The sequence below is a fragment of the Nocardioides sp. CER19 genome (assembly GCF_029846275.1).
Classification (GTDB): domain Bacteria; phylum Actinomycetota; class Actinomycetes; order Propionibacteriales; family Nocardioidaceae; genus Nocardioides.
On sequence record NZ_JARVWS010000004.1, the window covers coordinates 507770 to 526253 of the forward strand.

Consider the following 18484-nt stretch of genomic DNA (forward strand, 5'->3'; position numbering starts at 1 on the left):
CAGTTGTGCCCGACAGCCTATCGGCTCGGTGGGGTGACCAGCACCGTGGTCCCGACACGCCGCTCGATAGGGTCCGGGTGTGCGACCGCTCTCCCGTCCCCTCACGCGACGGACCGTCCACGGGGTGCTCGCCGGGGCCATCGCAGTGCCGCTGACCGGGTGTGACCTGCTGCCCGAGTCCAAGCCCGCGCCGTCGCCCGCACCCACGGCCGACGAGCTCCTGGTGGACCGGGTGGCGTCGGCGATACGCACCGCCCGCGCCGCCGCCGCTTCCGTCCCCGCAGGGCGGTCGCTGGTCGTCGTGCACGACGCTCACCTGGCCGCCCTCGGGGTGGCGACGCCGTCGGGCTCCCCCACCGCCACCGGGTCCCCTGCCGTGGCCGACCTGCGCTCGGCCGAGGCGACCCTGGAGGCCACGCTGACCGACGCCGGGAACCGGGCCGACGACGGCGGCCTCGCTCGTCTGCTGGCCTCCATGGCCGCCTCGATCGCCCAGCACCTCGCCACGCTGCCGAGCGGGGCGGGCCGATGAGCGCGTCCGTGCAGCCGCTGCAGACAGCGCTGGCGGCCGAGCACGCGGCGGTCTACGTCTACGGCCTGCTCGGCGGCCGCACGTCCCGCGCAGACGCTCCCCAGCTGTACGACGCCGTGCGCAGCGCCTACGAGAGCCACCGCTCCCGCCGCGACCGGCTGCAATCGCTCATCGCCGACGCCGGCGCGGACCCGGTCGGTCCGGCCGCTGCCTACGAGGCTCCAGCGGGGATCGACTCGACTCGCGGCATCCGTCGGGCGGCGCTGGAGCTGCAGCGCTCGTGCGTCGAGACCTACGCCTGGGTGGTCTCGAAGACCGACGGCGAGGCGCGCTCCTGGGCGATCAACGCCCTGAAAGACGGAGCGGTCCGCGAGCTCACGTTCCGAGGAACTCCCGAGACGTTCCCCGGAATCCGTGAGCTCACGGACCACTCATAAGGGCCTGGACACGAGGCCGGTGAGGGACCCGTCGGCTTGTGGGGACTGACGGTTGGGACGCCCTCGTGCACAATCATGCAACCGAGCCTGGGGCAGGGCCACAGCAGCGCGGCCTCAACTCTCTGCATTGCAAGAACGTGCAGAAATGGGGGTCGTCAGGCCCACTTCTCCACGAGGTCGAGAACGTCCGTCAGCGACCGCGCGACACCGTCCGGCGCACCCTCGGCGTGGCCCCGCTGCTCGTCCGGGATGACGCTGTGCGGCACGTGGATCGCGCGCATGCCCGCTGACTGCGCACCCCAGATGTCGTCGTAGAGCCGGTCGCCCACGTAGACGCAACGCGCGGGGTCGTCGACCCCGACGGCCTCCATCGCGGCCCGGAACGCGTTCGGTGACGGCTTGGTCCAGCCGATCTCCGACGTGTAGACGTCACCGTCGATCAGGTCCGCGACGCCGTCGCGCTCGAAGAAGCCGACGTGCCACGCGCGCGGCCAGATCGTGTTGGAGAGCACGCCGACCTTGAGGCCCGCCTCCCGCAGACCTTTCAGCAGCGGCGCGACGTCGGGGTCGGTCTCGGTGTGAGGGAGCCAGAACTCGTAGTAGGCCGTGAGCAGGTCGGGATCGTGCTCGAGACCCGCGACGTCGAAGAGGTCGGCGATGGTGGCGCTGCGCTGCTCGTCGCGCGACCAGCCCCACACCACCTGCCCGGCCTCGTGGAGCCGCGGCGCGTTCACGGCGTGGTCGTCGTCGCAGGCGCCGCGCACCGCGTGGGCGAGCGCGAGCGACTCGGCGTGGAAGTCGATGTCGTGCCAGCGGGTGAGCGTGCCGCCCCAGTCGAAGATGACGGCGTCGATGCCGGTCATGCCATCGTCCCCGTCTCGAGGTAGCGCTGGTGCCAGCCCAGCGCCTCGTCCAGCAGGTGAGGGGTGTGGCGGGCGTGCGGCCGCGCAGCACGGGCGCGGGCGACGTAGTCGCGCAGGGGCTCACGGAAGTCCGGATGGGCGCAGTGCTCGATGACCCGTTCAGCGCGGGCGCTCGGCGAGAGGCCGCGTAGGTCCGCGAGGCCCTGCTCGGTGACGAGCACCTCGACGTCGTGCTCGGTGTGGTCGACGTGGCTGACGAACGGCACGATCGACGAGATCGCGCCGCCCTTCGCGGTCGACGGCGACACGAAGAAGTTGAGGTAGGCATTGCGGGCGAAGTCGCCGCTGCCGCCGATGCCGTTCATGATCGCGCTGCCCATGACGTGGGTGCTGTTGACGTTGCCGTAGACGTCGGCCTCGATCATGCCGTTGATCGCGATCACGCCGAGCCTGCGGACGACCTCCGGGTGGTTGGAGATCTCCTGGCTGCGCAGCAGGATCCGGCCCTTGTAGGAGTCGATGTCGTCCATGAAGCGGCGTACGCCGTCCGGCGACAGACCGAAGCTGGTCGCCGAGACGCCCGTCAGCTTGCCGGCGTCGAGCAGGTCGAGCAGCCCGTCCTGGATCACCTCGGTGTAGGCGGTCATGCCCTCGAACTCGGCGTCGAGGAGTCCGGCCATCACCGCGTTGGCGACGTTGCCGACGCCCGACTGCAGGGGCAGCAGCGAGTCGGGGATCCGGCCGAGCCGGACCTCGTGGCGGAGGAAGTCGACGAGCAGGTCGGCCATGGCGCGGCTGGCGTCGTCGACCGGCTTCAGGGGCGTGTTGCGGTCGGGCGCGTGGGTCTCGACGACGGCGACGACCTTGGCCGGGTCGACCCGCAGGTAGGGGTCGCCGATCCGCTGCATCGTCGACGTCAGCTGGAGGGGCGCCCGGTGCGGCGGCAGCCGGGTGCCGTTGTAGATGTCGTGGAAGCCCTCGAACTCCGCCGGCTGCCACGAGTTGACCTCGAGGATGACCTTGTCGGCGCGGTCGAGCCAGGTCTTGTTGTTGCCGATGCTGCTGCTCGGCACGAGCAGCCCGTTCGGGAGGATCCTGGTCACCTCGACGACGGCGACGTCGAGCGGACCGTAGAAGCCGAACCACATGTGCTGGGCCGCGTGGCTCAGGTGCGTGTCGACGTACTCGACCTCGCCGTCGTTGATGAGCTGGCGCAGCGTCGGGTCGGAATTGTAGGGCAGGCGCTTCGAGAGGCCGTGGGCCGACGCGAGGACGCCGTCCACCTCCGGGGCGGTCGACGCCCCCGACCAGAGCTGGACGCGGAAGTCCTCGCCCCGCTCGTGAGCGGCGGTCATCCGCCTGGCGAGCGCATCCGGGAGAGCCTTGGGATAGCCGGCCCCGGTGAACCCGCTGATGCCGACCGCGTCGCCGGGCCGGATGTGCGTCGCGGCCTCGTCGGCCGAGACGACCCGGCCCGCGAGCCGCGGGCAGACGATGCGGCTCATCGGACCTCGGCCCGCGGGGTCACTGCCGGACCAGCGCGACCAGGTGGTCGCGGACGCGGTCGGCGGGCACGTTCTCGCGCTCGCCGGTGCGTCGGTCCTTGACCTCGATCACGCCGTCAGCGAGCCCGCGCCCGACCGTCACGATGGTCGGCACGCCGATCAGCTCGGCGTCCTTGAACTTCACGCCGGGGCTGACCTTCTCGCGGTCGTCGAAGAGCACGTCGATGCCGTCGCCGGAGAGCTCGTGGGCGAGCCGCTCCGCGGCCGCGAGGACGGCCTCGTCCTTGCCGGCGGCGACCAGGTGGACGTCGTACGGCGCCACGTGGCGGGGCCAGCACAGACCGATGTCGTCGAGGGTGTCCTCGGCGATCGCGGCCACCGCGCGGGTGACGCCGATGCCGTAGGAGCCCATGGTGACGGTGACGAGCTTGCCGTTCTCGTCCAGGACCTGGAGGCCGAGCGCGTCGGCGTACTTCCGGCCGAGCTGGAAGACGTGGCCCATCTCGATGCCGCGTGCGGACTCGAGGACGCCCTCGTCGCAGTTGGGGCAGGGGTCGCCGTCGCGCACCTCGGCGGCCTCGATCGTCCCGTCAGCCGTGAAGTCCCGGCCGGCGACGAGGTCGATGACGTGGCGGCCGGGCTCGTCGGCGCCGGTCACCCAGCGGGTGCCGTCGGCCACACGCGGGTCGACGACGTAGCGGATCCCGGACGCGCCCTCCTCCCCCAGCGCGCCGGGGCCGATGTAGCCCTTGACCAGCGCGGAGTGCTTGGCGAGCTCGGCCTCGTCCATCGGCTCGACCTCGATGGGCTCGAGCTGGCCCTCCAGGCGCTTCTGGTCGACCTCACGGTCGCCGGGCAGGCCGATGGCGAGCGGCTCGCGGGTGCCGTCCGGGTGCTTGAGGACAACCATGACGTTCTTCAGCGTGTCGCCGGCGTTCCAGGGCCGGTCCTGACGAGGGAAGACCGCGTTGAGGTGGTCGACGAGCGTCTGGATGGTCGGGGTGTCGGGCGTGTCCTCGGCGTGCGCGGCCGGCACGTCGGCGTACGACCGGGGCGCGGGCGGCCGGACCTGCACGGCCTCGACGTTGGCGGCGTAGTCGCACTTGGTGCAGCGGACATAGGTGTCCTCGCCGACCTCGGCCTTCGCGAGGAACTCCTCCGACGCCGAGCCGCCCATCGCGCCCGACGTCGCCTTCACGACGACGTAGTCGAAGCCGAAGCGGTCGAAGATGCGGACGTAGGCGTCGCGGTGGCGGTGGTAGCTCTCGTCGAGGCCGGCGTCGGACACGTCGAAGGAGTAGGAGTCCTTCATCGTGAACTCGCGGCCGCGGAGCAGGCCGGCGCGCGGCCGCGCCTCGTCGCGGTACTTCGTCTGGATCTGGTAGAGGCTGAGCGGCAGGTCCTTGTAGGAGCTGTAGAGGTCCTTCACGAGGAGTGTGAACATCTCCTCGTGCGTGGGCCCGAGCAGGTAGTCGCCGTCCTTGCGGTCCTTGAGGCGGAAGATCCCGTCGCCGTACTCGGTCCACCGGCCGGTCGCGTCGTAGGGCTCCTTGGGCAGGAGCGCGGGGAAGGTGACCTCCTGCGCGCCGATGCCGTCCATCTCCTCGCGGATGATCCCCTCGATCTTGCGCAGCACGCGCAGTCCGAGGGGCAGCCAGGTGTAGATGCCCGGCGCGGCACGACGGATGTAGCCGGCACGGACGAGCAGCCGGTGGCTCGGCACCTCGGCGTCCGCGGGGTCCTCTCGCAGGGTCCGCACGAACAGGGTCGACATCCGCATCAGCATGTGCAGAAGGTTACGGCGCACGGGCCGTCCGCACGCACTCGGTATCGCGCGCTCATCTGCCCGTCGCGGCCTGGGTGCCGCGCGGGGGCGGTGACTAATCAACCGTCGACACCGGTGATCGGTTCACCACTCACCGCCTGACGGCACCGACCCACGTCACCGTCAGTCCGCCCTGCTTGATGACCGTTGCAGCAACCAGGAAGTCGGCCGAACTGACGGTGACATGGCCGGGGAGACGCTCAGCCCCGCGCGGCACCCAGCGCGGCACGGATCAGCGGAAGCTGGAGCGGCAGCCGGCCGAGGGCGGCGGCCTTGAGCGGGGTGTTGTCGGTGCGGGCGGCGTCGGCGGCCATCTTCAGGTTGCCGGGGAAGACGGCGACCAGCAGCAGCGCACTGACCAGTCCGGCGACGCGGCGGGTACGCCGGGTGTTGAGGCCGGCCGCGCAGACCAGCTCGGCGACGCCGCTGGCGAGGATGACCTCGCGGTGTGCCGGCACCCACGACGGCATCAACGGCTCGAACGTGCGGGGCCGGACCAGGTGGACGGTGCCGCTGATCGCGAACGCGGCGCTCAGGATGCGGGTGCCCCGCGCGAAGACCATGCGCGTGACCCTACGCACCGCTCGGCGTACGGCGCGCCGCGGCGGCCCGATCAGCTGCCGGACCCGCCGGCCACGACCGCACCGGCGATCACCACGGTCATCACGGCGGCCGACACCTCCTGGACGGCCTTGCGCGTCGCTTCCGCTGCCCAGTCGCCCTCGGCGATCTCCTTGGCCCGCGCCCTCGCGACCCTGCGGTCAGCCTTGTCGACGACGCGTGGGATCGCGTCGATCGCGTGGAGGAGCGCGATCACCGCTGCGGTCCGCGAGTCCGGCGTCAGGCCCGTGACGAGCACGCCCTGGAGCCGAGCGCGCAGCTGGTCCTCGTGGGAGGAGTCCTCGGCCGGCCAGCTGCTCCGCGGGAAGAGGCCGAGGATCCTGTCACGCTCCAGGCGGAGCACGCCGCGGGCGGCCAGCCCCTCCAGCAGGTCGGTGCGCAGCCGCTTGGTCAGCCTGCCGATCACGTCCTTCGGCCGGCGCCCGTCTCGACCCTCGAGCCTGGCCAGGGCGGCGTCCAGCACCGGCTCGCCGGTCGGGGTGGTGTCGAGGATCTGCAGGCGTCCCTTGCGGCCCTCGCCGTCGAGCCCGATCCGGCCGGCCTCGGTCAGCTCGATGAGGAGCGCCCCGGCGAGCGCCGCGTCCAGCCGCTCGGTCATCCGCCAGTCAGCGCGTCCGCCCTCGTCGTCGTACGCGAGCAGGACGAGGTCCTCGGCGATGAGCATGGTTCGAGGGTAGGACTCCTCAGAACATGACCGTCGAGAACCGGGCCGTCTCGACGAAGCCGACCCCCTCGTAGGCGCGCCGCGCGGGGGTGTTCCAGTCGTTGACGTAGAGCGAGACCACCGGCGCGATCTCGCGACGGACGATCTGCGCGACCGCGGCCATTCCGACAGTGGCCAGGCCCCGCCCCCGCAGGTCAGGCACGACGTAGACGCCCTGGATCTGGGCCGCGTGCGGCGACGCGCAGGCCACCTCGGCCTTGAAGACGAGTCGCCCGGACTCGTCGAAGCGGGCGAACGACCATCCGCGGGACATCAGCTGCAGGACCCGCGCGCGATAGAGCTCGGCGCCTCCGCCCTGCTCGGGAGAGACGCCGACCTCCTCGGTGTACATGGCGACGCAGGCCGGGTAGACCTCCGCCAGGTCGGCCCGGGTCGTACGCCGGACCAGCGGGTCGCCCTCGACCAGGGGGTCGCCGTCCAGCTGCAGGTGCGGCTGGTTCCAGCGGACGTCGCGCGGCCTCCCCCACGAGCCAGCGACCGTGTGCCAGAACGCCCGGACGGCGTCGTGCGGCCCGACGATGGTGGAGATCGTGCGGCCCCGGGCGAGCGCCCGCTCGGCGAAGGCCCGCGCGTCCTCCTCGCTGGCGCCGATCGGCACGAGGTTGGCGCCCACGTGGCAGGCGGCGACGAGCTCGCCGTCGGCGTACCGGCCCCACATCTCGCCGCCGAGCCAGCGCGGCTCGAGGCTGGTCGTGCGGGCACGGTAGTCGGCGAAGACGTTGACGACCGGGTCACGGCCGACGAGCTCGAGGAACGCGTCCAGGTCGGCAGGGCCGAGCGGCCTGATCCCCTGACGCGTGGTGAGCACGCAGCGAGCCTAGTGTGCCGGACCGGGAACCCGACTCCGGAGGTCCCCGCAGACGACCTCGACGTCGCCCATCTGGAGCAGACCGGGATGGACCTGCCCGAGTTCGCCGCGTTCCCGCTGCTGGACAGCGAGGCGGGACGCGCTGCGCTCGCCGACTACTACGCCGGGTACGTCGACGTGGCGGTCCGTGCCGGGCGCCGGTGCTGCTGAAGCCACGCCGAGCTGGACGAGGCCGACGACCTCGACGAGGGCGACCCGGTGGTCCTCGCCGCTGCCCAGCGCCGTTGCTCGCGGCGTTCCCCCACCTCGAGGTGCTCGGCGGCCGCTGCGGCACCGACGTGCGGCACGTGGCCGCGATGTGGGGCAGCGGGCCGGTCAGCTGATGCTGACCGACGGCGCCGCGCCGTCGACCGACTCCATGCCCTCGGCGATCTTCATCGCCTCTTCGATGAGGGTCTCGACGATCTGCGACTCGGGCACGGTCTTGATGACCTCGCCCTTGACGAAGATCTGCCCCTTGCCGTTGCCGGAGGCGACGCCGAGGTCGGCCTCGCGTGCCTCGCCGGGGCCGTTGACGACGCAGCCCATGACGGCGACCCGCAGCGGCACCTCCATGCCCTCCAGGCCGGCCGTGACCTCGTCGGCGAGCTTGTAGACGTCGACCTGCGCGCGGCCGCAGGACGGACAGGAGACGATCTCGAGCCGGCGCGGCCGCAGGTTGAGCGACTCCAGGATCTGCAGGCCGACCTTGACCTCCTCGACCGGCGGCGCGCTCAGCGAGACGCGGATCGTGTCGCCGATGCCCTTGCTCAGCAGGGCGCCGAACGCCGTGGCCGACTTGATCGTGCCCTGGAAGGCCGGCCCGGCCTCGGTGACGCCGAGGTGGAGCGGCCAGTCGCCGCGCTCGGCGAGGAGCTCGTAGGCGCGCACCATGACGACGGGGTCGTTGTGCTTGACCGAGATCTTGAAGTCGTGGAAGTCGTGCTCTTCGAAGAGGCCCGCCTCCCAGACGGCCGACTCGACGAGCGCCTCGGGCGTCGCCTTGCCGTACTTCTCGAGCAGCCGCTTGTCGAGCGAGCCGGCGTTGACGCCGATGCGGATCGAGGTGCCGTGGTCCTTGGCCGCCGCCGCGATCTCCTTGACCTGGTCGTCGAAGGCGCGGATGTTGCCCGGGTTCACGCGTACGGCGGCGCAGCCGGCCTCGATCGCGGCGAACACGTACTTCGGCTGGAAGTGGATGTCGGCGATGACCGGGATCTGCGAGTGCTGGGCGATCGCGGGCAGGGCCTCGGCGTCGTCCTGGCTCGGGCAGGCGACCCGGACGATGTCGCAGCCGGCGGCCGTCAGCTCCGCGATCTGCTGCAGGGTCGTGTTGACGTCGGCCGTGAGCGTCGTCGTCATCGACTGCACCGAGATCGGGTGGTCGCTGCCCACCCCGACCTTGCCCACCTTGATCTGGCGGGTCTGGCGGCGCGGAGCGAGGACCGGCGGCGGGGCGGCCGGCATACCGAGGGAGATCGCGGTCATGACTGAATTATCCGTCCCTACTGAGACTGCAGGTGAACGGGGACCACCAGGTCCCCGACGATCAGCACGCCGCCCATCACGAGCAGCGCGGAGGCGACCACGTAGGCCACCGGGAGGAGCTTGGCCGCGTCGACGTAGCCGGGGTCCGGACGCCGCCGGAGCCGGGCCAGGCCGCGGCGGATCGCCTCCCACAGCGCGCTCGCGATGTGGCCACCGTCGAGCGGCAGCAGCGGCACGAAGTTGAACAGGCCGATGAAGAGGTTGAAGCCCGCCACGAGCCCGAACAGGAACATGACCTTGTCGAGCAGCGGGAAGCCGCCGTCGGAGACCGCCTCCCCGGCGATCCGGCCGCCGCCGACGATGCTGACCGGCCCGTTGGGGTCGCGCTCGCTGACGCCGGCGATCGCCTTGGCCACGCCCCAGACCTTGACCGGCAGGTGGGCGAGCGCCACCACGCTGTCGCGGGTCATCCCGCCCATCCGCTCGAGCGTGAACACCGGACCGCCGGTGGTCGTGACGATGCGGGTGGTCGGCGAGACGCCGAGGAAGCCGACCTGGCGCAGCGTCTGGTCGGTCTCGGAGGCCGGGCGCGCCTCGACGGTGGTGTTGGTCGTCGCCGTGTGCTCGGTGCCGTCGCGCAGGTAGCCGATGGTCGCCGAGCCGTCCTCGTTGGCCCTGACCAGGTCCTTCAGCTGGTCCCACGAGGTGACGGCGGTGCCGTTGAAGCTGGTGATGGTGTCGCCGGGGCGCAGGCCGGCCTTGGCCGCCGGCGACTCGGGGTCGCCGGACCGGCAGTCGGCACGCTGGTCGGAGTAGGGGACGACGCACTGCGACACCTGGTCGAGGACGGGCCGACCGGCGTCGGCCTTGACCTCGCGGACGCCGTACGTGCCGAAGATGACGCTGAACAGCGCGAACGCGATGAGGAGGTTCACCGTGGGGCCGCCGGCCATCACGATGACCTTCTTCCACCAGGTCATCTTGTAGAAGAGCCGGTCCTCGTCCCCGGGCTGGACCAGCTCCCACTCGGCCGCGCGGGCGTCGGAGATGAGCTGCGTGAACATGCCGGTGTTGGAGCGACGCACCTTGAGCGAGCCGTCGGGCTGCCGCTCCCCCAGCTCCTCGGCGCCGGGCGGCAGCATGCCGATGATCTTGACGTAGCCGCCGAGCGGGATCGCCTTGACGCCGACCTCGGTCTCGCCGCGCTGGGTGGACCAGACGGTCGGGCCGAACCCGATGAAGTACTGGGTCACCTTGCCGCCGAACGCCTTCGCGGGGATCAGGTGGCCGAGCTCGTGCAGGCCGATCGACGCGAGGATCGCGAGGAAGAAGAGCACCACGCCGAGGGCGTAGTAGACGGCGGTCATTGCCCTCCTAGGGGCGGGAGTCGTTCAGGCTCGTTCGGGTCGTTCAGGATCGTTCAGGCGTGGTCGATGAGGCTCGCGGCAGTCGTGCGTGCCCACGCGTCGGCAGCGAGCACGTCGTCGACGGTGAGCGTCTGGTTCGAGGGTACGTCGACCGCGCCAGCGGAGCCGTATTCCGTCCTGCGTTGCACGACACGTTCCACCGTGTCGACGATGTCGGTGAACCCGATGCGGCCGTCGTGGAACGCGTCGACGCAGACCTCGTTGGCCGCGTTGTAGACGGCCGGGAACGTGCCGCCGCGCTCGCCGACCGTGCGCGCCAGCCGGACCGCGGGGAACGCGCCGTCGTCGAGCGGCTCGAAGCGCCAGTCGCTGGCCGTGGTCCAGTCGATCGGCGTCTCGGCGTCGGCGACCCGGTCCGGCCACGCCATCCCCATCGCGATGGGGACCATCATGGTCGGCAGCCCCAGCTGGGCGATGACCGCACCGTCGGTGAACTCGACCATGGAGTGGATGAACTGCTGCGGGTGGACGACGACCTCGATCCGGTCGAACGGCACGTCGAACAGCAGGTGCGCCTCGATCACCTCGAGGCCCTTGTTGACCAGCGTCGCGGAGTTGGTCGTGATGACCCGGCCCATCGCGAAGTTGGGGTGCTTGAGGGCCTGCGCCGGCGTGACGTCGGCGAGCTCCTCGCGGGTGCGACCGCGGAACGGGCCGCCACTCGCGGTGATGACCAGGCGACGTACCTCGTCCGCCGTCCCGGCGCGCAGGCTCTGCGCGATGGCCGAGTGCTCGCTGTCGACCGGGACGATCTGGCCCGGCTTCGTGGCCCGCTTGACCAGCGGCCCACCGACGATGAGCGACTCCTTGTTGGCCAGCGCGAGTGTGTTGCCCGCCTCGAGGGCGGCCAGCGTGGGGCGCAGACCGACCGCGCCGGTGATGCCGTTGAGGACCACGTCGGCCGGCATCCCGGCGGCCTCGATGCTGGCGTCCTCGCCCAGCCCCGAGTACGCCGGCCGGAACTCGGCCACCTGGCGCTCGAACAGCTCGGGGTTGCCGCCGCCGGCGGTCAGCCCCACGACCCTGAACCGGTCGGGGTTGACGCGCACCAGGTCGAGCGCCTGGGTTCCGATGGAGCCGGTCGAGCCGAGGATGACGACATCGCGGGAGTCATGCACGCTGTCATCCTCCCAGACCCGCGGGCGTGGTTACGGTGGCGTCATGGCCGAGGTCACGACGGAGTACGTCGACATCGACGGGCACGCGACATGGCTGCGCCGCTCCGGCAGCGGCGAGGAGGTCGTGCTGCTCCTGCACGGCGGCCTGAGCTGCAGCGAGGAGCTCCTCGACGCGCTCGAGGCACCGCTCGTATCGACGTACGAGGTGGCCGCGTTCGACCGCAAGGGGCACGGCTACACCGCCGACACCGACGAGCCGTTCCACTACGAGTCGATGGCCGACGAGGTGATCGGCGTGGTGGAGCTCCTCGGCCGTCCGGTCCACCTGGTCGGCTGGAGCGACGGCGGGATCGCCGCGCTCCTGGCCAGCAGGCGACGACCCGACCTCATCGGCCGACAGGTGCTGATCGGCACCAACTTCCACTACGACGGCATCGTCCTCGGCGGCACGGACGACGAGGGATCGGGGCTGGCCGGCGCCATGGCCGAGTCATACGGCCGTCGCTCCCCCGACGGACGCGACCACTTCCCGGTCGTGCACGCCAAGTTCCTGGAGATGGCCCGGACCGAGCCGACCCTGGCACCCGCCGACCTCGCCGCAGTCGCGACGCCCACGCTGGTCCTGGCCGGCGACGACGACATGGTGAGCCTCGAGCACACGGTCACGCTCTACCTGTCCCTGCCCGCCGGACAGCTCGCGATCGTGCCCGGCACGTCGCACGCCGTGCCGCTCGAGAAGCCGGCGCTGGTCGGTCAGCTGATCGGCGAGTTCCTGCGCGGTCCGGTGCCGCCGATGACCGCCCTGCCGGTCCGCCGGGCGCCGTCGGCGGAACCCGACCTGCCCTGACCCTGGCGCTCGGGGCACCTCCGGGATCAGAATGCCGTCCACCCGGCCATCGGGAGCCGGCGAGCCGAGAGGGCGCGTGGCCATGGCACGACTGCGGATCTGGACCATCGGACTGGCGGCGGCAGCGGTCGCCGCGACAGGCGTCACGGCTCCGGCCGGGGCGACCAAACCGGGCAGCGGGTCGTCGACGGGCTCCGCGCGCATCTTCATGGTCAACCCGGTCCAGTCCAGCGGCGACCAGTCGCTCGCGGACGACAACGACTCCGCCACCTCGGTGCCGGCGAGCGACTACGTCGTCGTGCCGCTGACCCATCTCGACGGCTCCGGCTACCTGCGAGGCGACTACGCGGTCGTCCAGTCGAGCACCGGCACGCCGGCGTTCTCGAAGTCCAACGAGTTCCTCTACAACCGGCACGACGACCAGTTCGAGCAGACCATGGCCTACTTCTGGGTCACCCAGGCGCAGACCTACCTGCACGAGCTCGGCTTCGGCGAGAGGCTGCCCGGCGTCTTGAACCAGCCCTTCGACGTCAAGGTCGACCAGTACGGCGGCGACAACTCCTACATGACCGACAAGCCCTACCGCGTCCGGCTCGGCAAGGGCGGCGTCGACGACGCGGAGGACGCCGAGGTGATCGTGCACGAGTACGGGCACGCCGTCCACGCGAGCCAGGTCCCCGGGTTCGGGACCTCCCTCGACGCCGGCTCCATCGGCGAGGCGTTCGGTGACTACCTCGGGGTCACCGTCGGACTGGATGCGGCGGCACAGTTCGGCTGGCCGGTGCGGACCGACCCCGCCTGCGTCGCCGACTGGGACTCGATCTCCTACACCGCCGCGCCCCACTGCCTGCGCACGCTGCACGAGAACCTGACCGTCGCTGACCGGATCGGCGAGGTGCACTTCGACGGCCAGATCTGGAGCCAGGCGCTGTGGGAGAGCCGGCTGGGCTACCAGGCACTCGGGCTGAGCACCCGGGCCTGGGACACGACGCTGATCGACTCGCAGTTCGGCTATGCGCCCGACACGTCCTTCTCGGCGGCCGCCGCGACGACGTACGCCACGGCGCTGCGCCGCGACGGGCAGGCGGCGGCCGACGTGGTCCGCGCCGCGTTCGCCGCTCGAGGCATCACGTTCTGATGTCGACCGCAGATCCGCCGGATCCGAAGCGCTCGGTGGCTTCAACAGACGGATCCAGTCGTCATACGCTGTCGCCATGACGGAATTCGGTGGCCCGGCCCTCCCCCAGCAGCGCAAGCTCGTCACCGCGATCCCCGGCCCGGGATCGCTCGAGCGGTTCGACCGGAAGAAGGCGTACGTCGCCGACGGCGTCGGCACGACGCTGCCGGTCTTCGTCGTGGCCGCCGGCGGCGGCGTGATCGTCGACGTCGACGGCAACAGCCTCATCGACCTCGGCTCCGGCATCGCCGTGACCACGGTCGGCAACGCGGCGGAGAAGGTCGTCGAGCGGGCGAGCGCCCAGCTCGCGGCGTTCACGCACACCTGCTTCATGGTCACGCCCTACGACGGCTACGTCGACGTGGCGCAGAAGCTGGCCGAGCTCACGCCCGGCGACCACGCCAAGAAGAGCGCGCTGTTCAACTCGGGCGCCGAGGCCGTCGAGAACGCGGTGAAGATCGCCCGCGTCGCGACCGGCAAGGACGCGGTGGTGGTCTTCGACCACGCCTACCACGGTCGCACCAACCTGACGATGGCGATGACGGCGAAGAACATGCCCTACAAGCACGGCTTCGGCCCCTTCGCGGGCGAGGTCTACCGCGCGCCGATGTCCTACCCGCTGCGCGACGGCCTGTCCGGCGCCGAGGCCGCCGCCCGCGCGATCGACGTCATCGAGAAGCAGGTCGGCGCCACGAACCTCTCCTGCGTCGTCATCGAGCCGATCCAGGGCGAGGGCGGCTTCGTGGTGCCCGCCCCCGGCTTCCTCCCGGCGATCGCCGAGTGGTGCGCCAAGAACGACGTGCTGTTCGTCGCCGACGAGATCCAGGCCGGCTTCTGCCGTGCCGGGAGCTGGTTCGCCGTCGACGAGGAGGGCGTCGTCCCCGACCTGATCACCACCGCCAAGGGCATCGCCGGCGGCCTCCCGCTGGCGGCGGTCACCGGCCGCGCCGACATCATGGACGCCGTCCACGGCGGCGGCCTGGGCGGCACCTACGGCGGCAACCCGGTCGCGTGCGCCGCGGCGCTCGGCGCCATCGAGGAGATGGAGACCCACGACCTGGCCGGCCGCGCCCGCGAGATCGGCACCCTCATGCAGACCCGCCTCGATGCCCTGAAGGACGCCCATCCGGTCATCGCCGAGGTACGCGGCCGCGGGGCGATGATGGCCATCGAGCTCACCCAGCCGGGCACCCTCGAGCCGGACGCCGAGCGGACCGCCCGCGTTGCGGCGTACTGCCACTCCCAGGGCGTCGTCGTCCTCACCTGCGGCACCTGGGGCAACGTCTTCCGCTTCCTGCCGCCGCTGTCGATCTCCGACGAGCTCCTCCAGGAGGCGTTCGACGTCGTCGCTGAGGCCTTCTCCGCCACCGCCTGACCCCTCACCTCCCCGAGATCGGCGTTCCCGCCCGTCGAGATCGGCTTTCTCGCCCGTCGAGTTGGGGCTTGTCGCCCGTCGAGTTCGGGCTTGTCGCCCGTCGAGTTCGGGCTTGTCGCCCGTCGAGTTCGGGCTTGTCGCCCTGCGAGTTGGGATGGCAGGCCACCCGCGCGACGGGCGAGAACCCCGAACTCAGCAGGCAGGACAACCCAACTCGATGGGCAAGAACGCCAATCTCGACGGGCAAAGAACGCCAATCTCGAGGGGCGGGAAGGCCCATCTCGAGGGGCGGGAAGGCCAATGTCGGGGTGGACGTCGGTGGGTGTGGGTGTCGCCACCACCGTTTGCTCGGAGCCTAGTGAGTGGAAGACGTGCTCAGATAGAGCAAACGCGGGTAATCCGGGAAGCGTTACGCGGCTGTCACAACTGATTTCGTCGTCAGATCGGCACTCAGACGACGGAATCACTTGCATCTCACGCATCGGGCAGGGACCATGGGACCCATGGACCCGGACTACACCGCCGACCTGCCCCACCTGCAGCAGGCCGCCAAGGACCACCTCTGGATGCACTTCACGCGGCACTCGTCGTACGAGAACGCCGACGTGCCGATCATCGTGAAGGGTGAGGGCGCCTACATCTACGACGCCCACGGCAAGAAGTACCTCGACGGACTCGCCGGCCTCTTCGTCAACCAGGTCGGCCACGGCCGCACCGAGCTCGCCGAGGCCGCCGCCAAGCAGGCCTCGCAGCTCGCGTTCCACCCGCTGTGGTCCTACGCCCACCCGGCAGCGATCGAGCTGGCCGAGAAGCTGGCCAACCTGGCGCCGGGCAACCTCAACCGCGTCTTCTTCACCAGCGGCGGCGGCGAGGCCGTCGAGACCGCGTGGAAGCTCGCCAAGAACTACTACAAGCTCGTCGGCAAGCCGCTCAAGCACAAGGTGATCAGCCGCGCGATCGCCTACCACGGCACCACCCAGGGCGCGCTGTCGATCACCGGCCTTCCGGGTCTCAAGCAGCAGTTCGAGCCGCTCGTGCCGTCCACGTTCCGCGTGCCCAACACCAACACCTACCGGGCCGACTCGATCACCGGCGGCCTCCTCGACGGCTCCGACGCGGAGGCCTTCGGCCGCTGGGCCGCCGACCAGATCGCCGTCGCGATCGAGAACGAGGGGCCCGACACCGTCGCCGCCGTCTTCCTCGAGCCGGTCCAGAACGCCGGCGGCTGCTTCCCGCCGCCTCCGGGCTACTGGCAGCGCGTGCGCGAGATCTGCGACGAGTACGACGTCCTGCTGGTCTCCGACGAGGTCATCTGCGCCTACGGCCGGCTCGGCACGTGGTTCGGCGGCCAGAAGTTCGGCTATGAGCCCGACATCGTCACCTCGGCGAAGGGCCTCACCTCGGGCTACGCCCCGCTCGGTGCGATGATCGCCTCCGACCGGCTGATGGAGCCGTTCCTGGCCGACGGCCAGATGTTCGCCCACGGCTACACCTTCGGCGGCCACCCGGTGTCCACCGCTGTCGCGCTGAAGAACCTCGAGATCTTCGAGGAGGAGAAGCTGCTCGAGAACGTGTCGAGCAACGAGGCCGCCTTCCGGTCGACGCTGGAGAAGCTCAAGGACCTGCCGATCGTCGGCGACGTCCGCGGCTCGGGCTACTTCTACGGCATCGAGCTCGTGAAGGACCGCGACACCAAGGAGTCCTTCACCGAGGACGAGTGCGAGCGCATCCTCTACGGCTACGTCTCCAAGGCGCTCTACGAGGAGGGCCTCTACTGCCGTGCCGACGACCGCGGCGACCCGGTCATCCAGCTCTCGCCGCCGCTGATCGTCGGTCAGCGCGAGTTCGACGAGATCGAGCAGATCCTGCGCGTCGTCCTCGACAAGGCCTACAGCCTGCTCTGACCGGACCCCCGAGTCGGCGCCTCCTCGCTTCCCGTTGCGAGGAGGCGCCGACTCGGCATTTCGGGGTCCAGTGGGACGCCCGAGCCGGCCGCCGCGGGGTCGCCGAGAAAAACCTGGCGACGCGCTCGCCGGAACGACGTCACGGCGAGGGGACCACCACGACCTGGGGAGCACCGGGGATCGGGATGTAGCCGGGGCCGTAGAACGTCAGGTGCGTCAGGTCGACGAGCATGGCGCCCAAGCGGTAGGTGTCCGGTGGCGTGCCGGCGGGCAGGACGACGTCTCCGGTCCAGATCCCGTCCCGGGCGGTGCCGCTGGCGAGGACCAGGGAGCCGCCCGGCGCGCCGAGGTTCTCGGCGTTCAGCAGCGATGCCTGCACCTCGGTCACCCCCTCGACGTCGGTGACGTGGAGGCTGACGTGGACCGAGACCGGGCCGTTCAGCGTGTCGACCTGAGTCGGATCGACGGACGCCGAGACGAGCTGCGGGGCATGGGTGTCGGACGTGCCGAGAACGGTGATCGCGCCGGCCCCACCGGGGAGTGCCGCATTGGGCGAGACGCGGCCGTCGGTGGTCTCGTCCGCGTAGGCGTCGGGACCGAGGTAGGTCAGCTGCCGCCCCGCCCGGTCGACGGTGGCGACGGTGATGTTCCACGTCCCACCGATCGAGCCTCGTGGGATGGTGACGGACCCGGTCCAGACGCCGTCGGCCGCGGTGCCGCGGGTCAGGGCGGCCTCCTCCATGGTGGTGCCGCCGCTCCAGTAGCCGTCCGATCCGCGATAGCTGGCGCCAACGCCGACGTAGGTGACGCCGCTGTCCGCGTCGGTCACCCGGGCGCTGATCGTCAGGGTGCGGGCCGCCGTACGGACGTCGACGGTCGCGCCGGCCGCGGGGCTGAGCAGCTGCACCACCGCTGGTGGGGTGAGGTCCGGGTGGCTGTTGGTGACCCGGAGCGTCCCGAGCGGGTTGCGGAAGGTGTTGTGACCGACCCAGTCGTTCACGCTGATCGAGAGGGCGAAGGTGCCGGGCGCCGTCCACTGGTCGAGGTGCGCCTGGGCCTGCCACCAGCCGTCGCGCACGGTCCCCGAGACGAGCCTGAGCTCGTCCACGTGGATGTCGATGCCGAGGCCTCCGAGCACCCAGGCGACACCCGTGTCGTCGGTGATGTGGGCGCGGACGAGAACGTCCTCCGGGCCGCTGCCGACGTCCACGGTGGTCGGCAGCACCTGGGCGGACACGATCACGGGGGCAGCGGTGTCGTGCTTGCACTGGGACCCGGCGTCGGCGGGGTCGTTGCCGCACCAGTTCGTCCCGGGCCCGCCGGTGAGCACGTCGGCGCCCGGGCCACCGTCGAGGTCGTCGTTCCCGGCGTCGCCGTAGAGGTGGTCGCGCCCGGCGCCGCCGAGGATCGTGTCGTCCCCGGAGCGACCGCGCAGCTGGTCGGCTCCGGTTCCGCCGTCGACGCGGTCCCGGCCCGGCCCGGCGTCGACGACGTCGTTGCCGCCGCGGGCACGGATGACGTCGTTGCCGCCGCGACCACAGATGACGTCGCGCCGATTGGTCCCGACGAGGACGTCGGCGTGCTTGGTCCCGACGATCGTGCAGCGCTCACCGCGGGCGGTGTAGGCCTGCGCCTGGGCGGACACGAACAGCGTGCCGACGAGGACGACGGCCACCACGACGGCCGCACGTCCGGCGGTGCGCAGGATTCGGGACATCAGGGGCCTTCCGACGACGGTGGGTCGGCACATCTCACCACGCATCGCCCACGCCGTCAGAGGAACGGCAGGACCCA

At 71.1% G+C, this 18484-nt stretch carries 17 protein-coding genes; 7 read left to right on the forward strand and 10 right to left on the reverse strand.

Annotation, left to right across the window (positions count from 1 at the left end; genetic code table 11):
* Nucleotides 1–79: 79 nt before the first annotated feature.
* Both QDS12_RS21935 and QDS12_RS21940 read left to right on the forward strand, forming a co-directional pair.
* Nucleotides 80–532, forward strand: coding sequence for a hypothetical protein (locus QDS12_RS21935; RefSeq protein ID WP_279883135.1), 453 nt, complete (start codon nucleotides 80–82; stop codon nucleotides 530–532).
* Nucleotides 529–969, forward strand: a complete 441-nt coding sequence (locus QDS12_RS21940; protein ID WP_279883137.1) for a ferritin-like domain-containing protein — start codon at nucleotides 529–531, stop codon at nucleotides 967–969. The genes QDS12_RS21935 and QDS12_RS21940 overlap by 4 nt, the downstream gene beginning before the upstream one ends.
* Nucleotides 970–1124: 155 nt before the next feature.
* On the opposite strand, the gene QDS12_RS21945 is transcribed toward QDS12_RS21940, so the two are convergent.
* The 6 genes from QDS12_RS21945 to QDS12_RS21970 all read right to left on the reverse strand — a co-directional run bounded on the left by QDS12_RS21945 (nucleotide 1125) and on the right by QDS12_RS21970 (nucleotide 7315).
* A complete protein-coding gene (locus QDS12_RS21945) occupies nucleotides 1125–1832 on the reverse strand; it encodes an HAD family hydrolase (RefSeq protein WP_279883139.1) in 708 nt (235 codons plus the stop codon).
* Nucleotides 1829–3337: an acetyl-CoA hydrolase/transferase family protein gene (locus QDS12_RS21950; RefSeq protein ID WP_279883141.1), complete on the reverse strand. Its 1509-nt coding sequence runs from the start codon at nucleotides 3335–3337 to the stop codon at nucleotides 1829–1831. Before QDS12_RS21950 ends, QDS12_RS21945 begins: the two co-directional genes overlap by 4 nt.
* A 19-nt stretch (nucleotides 3338–3356) precedes the next feature.
* Complete coding sequence (locus QDS12_RS21955; protein ID WP_279883143.1) at nucleotides 3357–5123, reverse strand: proline--tRNA ligase; 1767 nt, start codon at nucleotides 5121–5123, stop codon at nucleotides 3357–3359.
* Nucleotides 5124–5362: 239 nt separating this feature from the next.
* Nucleotides 5363–5725 (reverse strand): hypothetical protein, encoded by a 363-nt coding sequence (locus QDS12_RS21960; RefSeq protein ID WP_279883145.1) that lies wholly within the window; start codon nucleotides 5723–5725, stop codon nucleotides 5363–5365.
* A 50-nt stretch (nucleotides 5726–5775) separates the two neighbouring features.
* A complete protein-coding gene (locus QDS12_RS21965; protein ID WP_279883147.1) occupies nucleotides 5776–6447 on the reverse strand; it encodes a GPP34 family phosphoprotein in 672 nt (223 codons plus the stop codon).
* Between the two features lie 19 nt (nucleotides 6448–6466).
* Nucleotides 6467–7315 carry a GNAT family N-acetyltransferase gene (locus tag QDS12_RS21970; RefSeq protein WP_279883149.1) on the reverse strand — a complete coding sequence of 283 codons (849 nt, stop codon included), beginning with the start codon at nucleotides 7313–7315 and terminating at the stop codon, nucleotides 6467–6469.
* Between the two features lie 87 nt (nucleotides 7316–7402).
* Here QDS12_RS21970 and QDS12_RS21975 point away from each other — a divergent pair, with 87 nt between their 5' ends.
* Nucleotides 7403–7525, forward strand: coding sequence for a hypothetical protein (locus QDS12_RS21975; protein WP_279883152.1), 123 nt, complete (start codon nucleotides 7403–7405; stop codon nucleotides 7523–7525).
* A 165-nt stretch (nucleotides 7526–7690) separates the two neighbouring features.
* Here QDS12_RS21975 and ispG read toward each other — a convergent pair whose 3' ends face one another.
* The 3 genes from ispG to dxr are packed head-to-tail and all read right to left on the reverse strand — an operon-like array spanning nucleotide 7691 to nucleotide 11387.
* The gene (gene ispG / locus QDS12_RS21980) at nucleotides 7691–8842 is read right to left on the reverse strand and encodes a flavodoxin-dependent (E)-4-hydroxy-3-methylbut-2-enyl-diphosphate synthase (RefSeq protein WP_279883154.1); all 1152 of its coding nucleotides are present in this window, start codon (nucleotides 8840–8842) and stop codon (nucleotides 7691–7693) included.
* Nucleotides 8843–8859: 17 nt separating this feature from the next.
* Entirely contained in the window at nucleotides 8860–10209 is a 1350-nt protein-coding gene (locus tag QDS12_RS21985; RefSeq protein WP_279883156.1) for a site-2 protease family protein, read from the reverse strand.
* 53 nt (nucleotides 10210–10262) lie between these two features.
* A complete protein-coding gene (gene dxr, locus QDS12_RS21990) occupies nucleotides 10263–11387 on the reverse strand; it encodes a 1-deoxy-D-xylulose-5-phosphate reductoisomerase (protein WP_279883158.1) in 1125 nt (374 codons plus the stop codon).
* Between the two features lie 43 nt (nucleotides 11388–11430).
* Here dxr and QDS12_RS21995 point away from each other — a divergent pair, with 43 nt between their 5' ends.
* The 4 genes from QDS12_RS21995 to QDS12_RS22010 all read left to right on the forward strand — a co-directional run bounded on the left by QDS12_RS21995 (nucleotide 11431) and on the right by QDS12_RS22010 (nucleotide 16690).
* On the forward strand, nucleotides 11431–12234 hold the full coding sequence (locus tag QDS12_RS21995) for an alpha/beta hydrolase (protein WP_279883160.1): 804 nt from the start codon (nucleotides 11431–11433) through the stop codon (nucleotides 12232–12234).
* A gap of 82 nt (nucleotides 12235–12316) precedes the next feature.
* Nucleotides 12317–13372 (forward strand): M36 family metallopeptidase, encoded by a 1056-nt coding sequence (locus tag QDS12_RS22000; protein ID WP_279883162.1) that lies wholly within the window; start codon nucleotides 12317–12319, stop codon nucleotides 13370–13372.
* Between the two features lie 76 nt (nucleotides 13373–13448).
* On the forward strand, nucleotides 13449–14786 hold the full coding sequence (gene gabT / locus QDS12_RS22005) for a 4-aminobutyrate--2-oxoglutarate transaminase (protein WP_279883164.1): 1338 nt from the start codon (nucleotides 13449–13451) through the stop codon (nucleotides 14784–14786).
* A 503-nt stretch (nucleotides 14787–15289) separates the two neighbouring features.
* The gene (locus QDS12_RS22010; RefSeq protein WP_279883166.1) at nucleotides 15290–16690 is read left to right on the forward strand and encodes an aspartate aminotransferase family protein; all 1401 of its coding nucleotides are present in this window, start codon (nucleotides 15290–15292) and stop codon (nucleotides 16688–16690) included.
* A gap of 139 nt (nucleotides 16691–16829) precedes the next feature.
* Here QDS12_RS22010 and QDS12_RS22015 read toward each other — a convergent pair whose 3' ends face one another.
* Entirely contained in the window at nucleotides 16830–18407 is a 1578-nt protein-coding gene (locus QDS12_RS22015; protein WP_279883168.1) for a calcium-binding protein, read from the reverse strand.
* Between the last annotated feature and the right edge of the window lie 77 nt (nucleotides 18408–18484).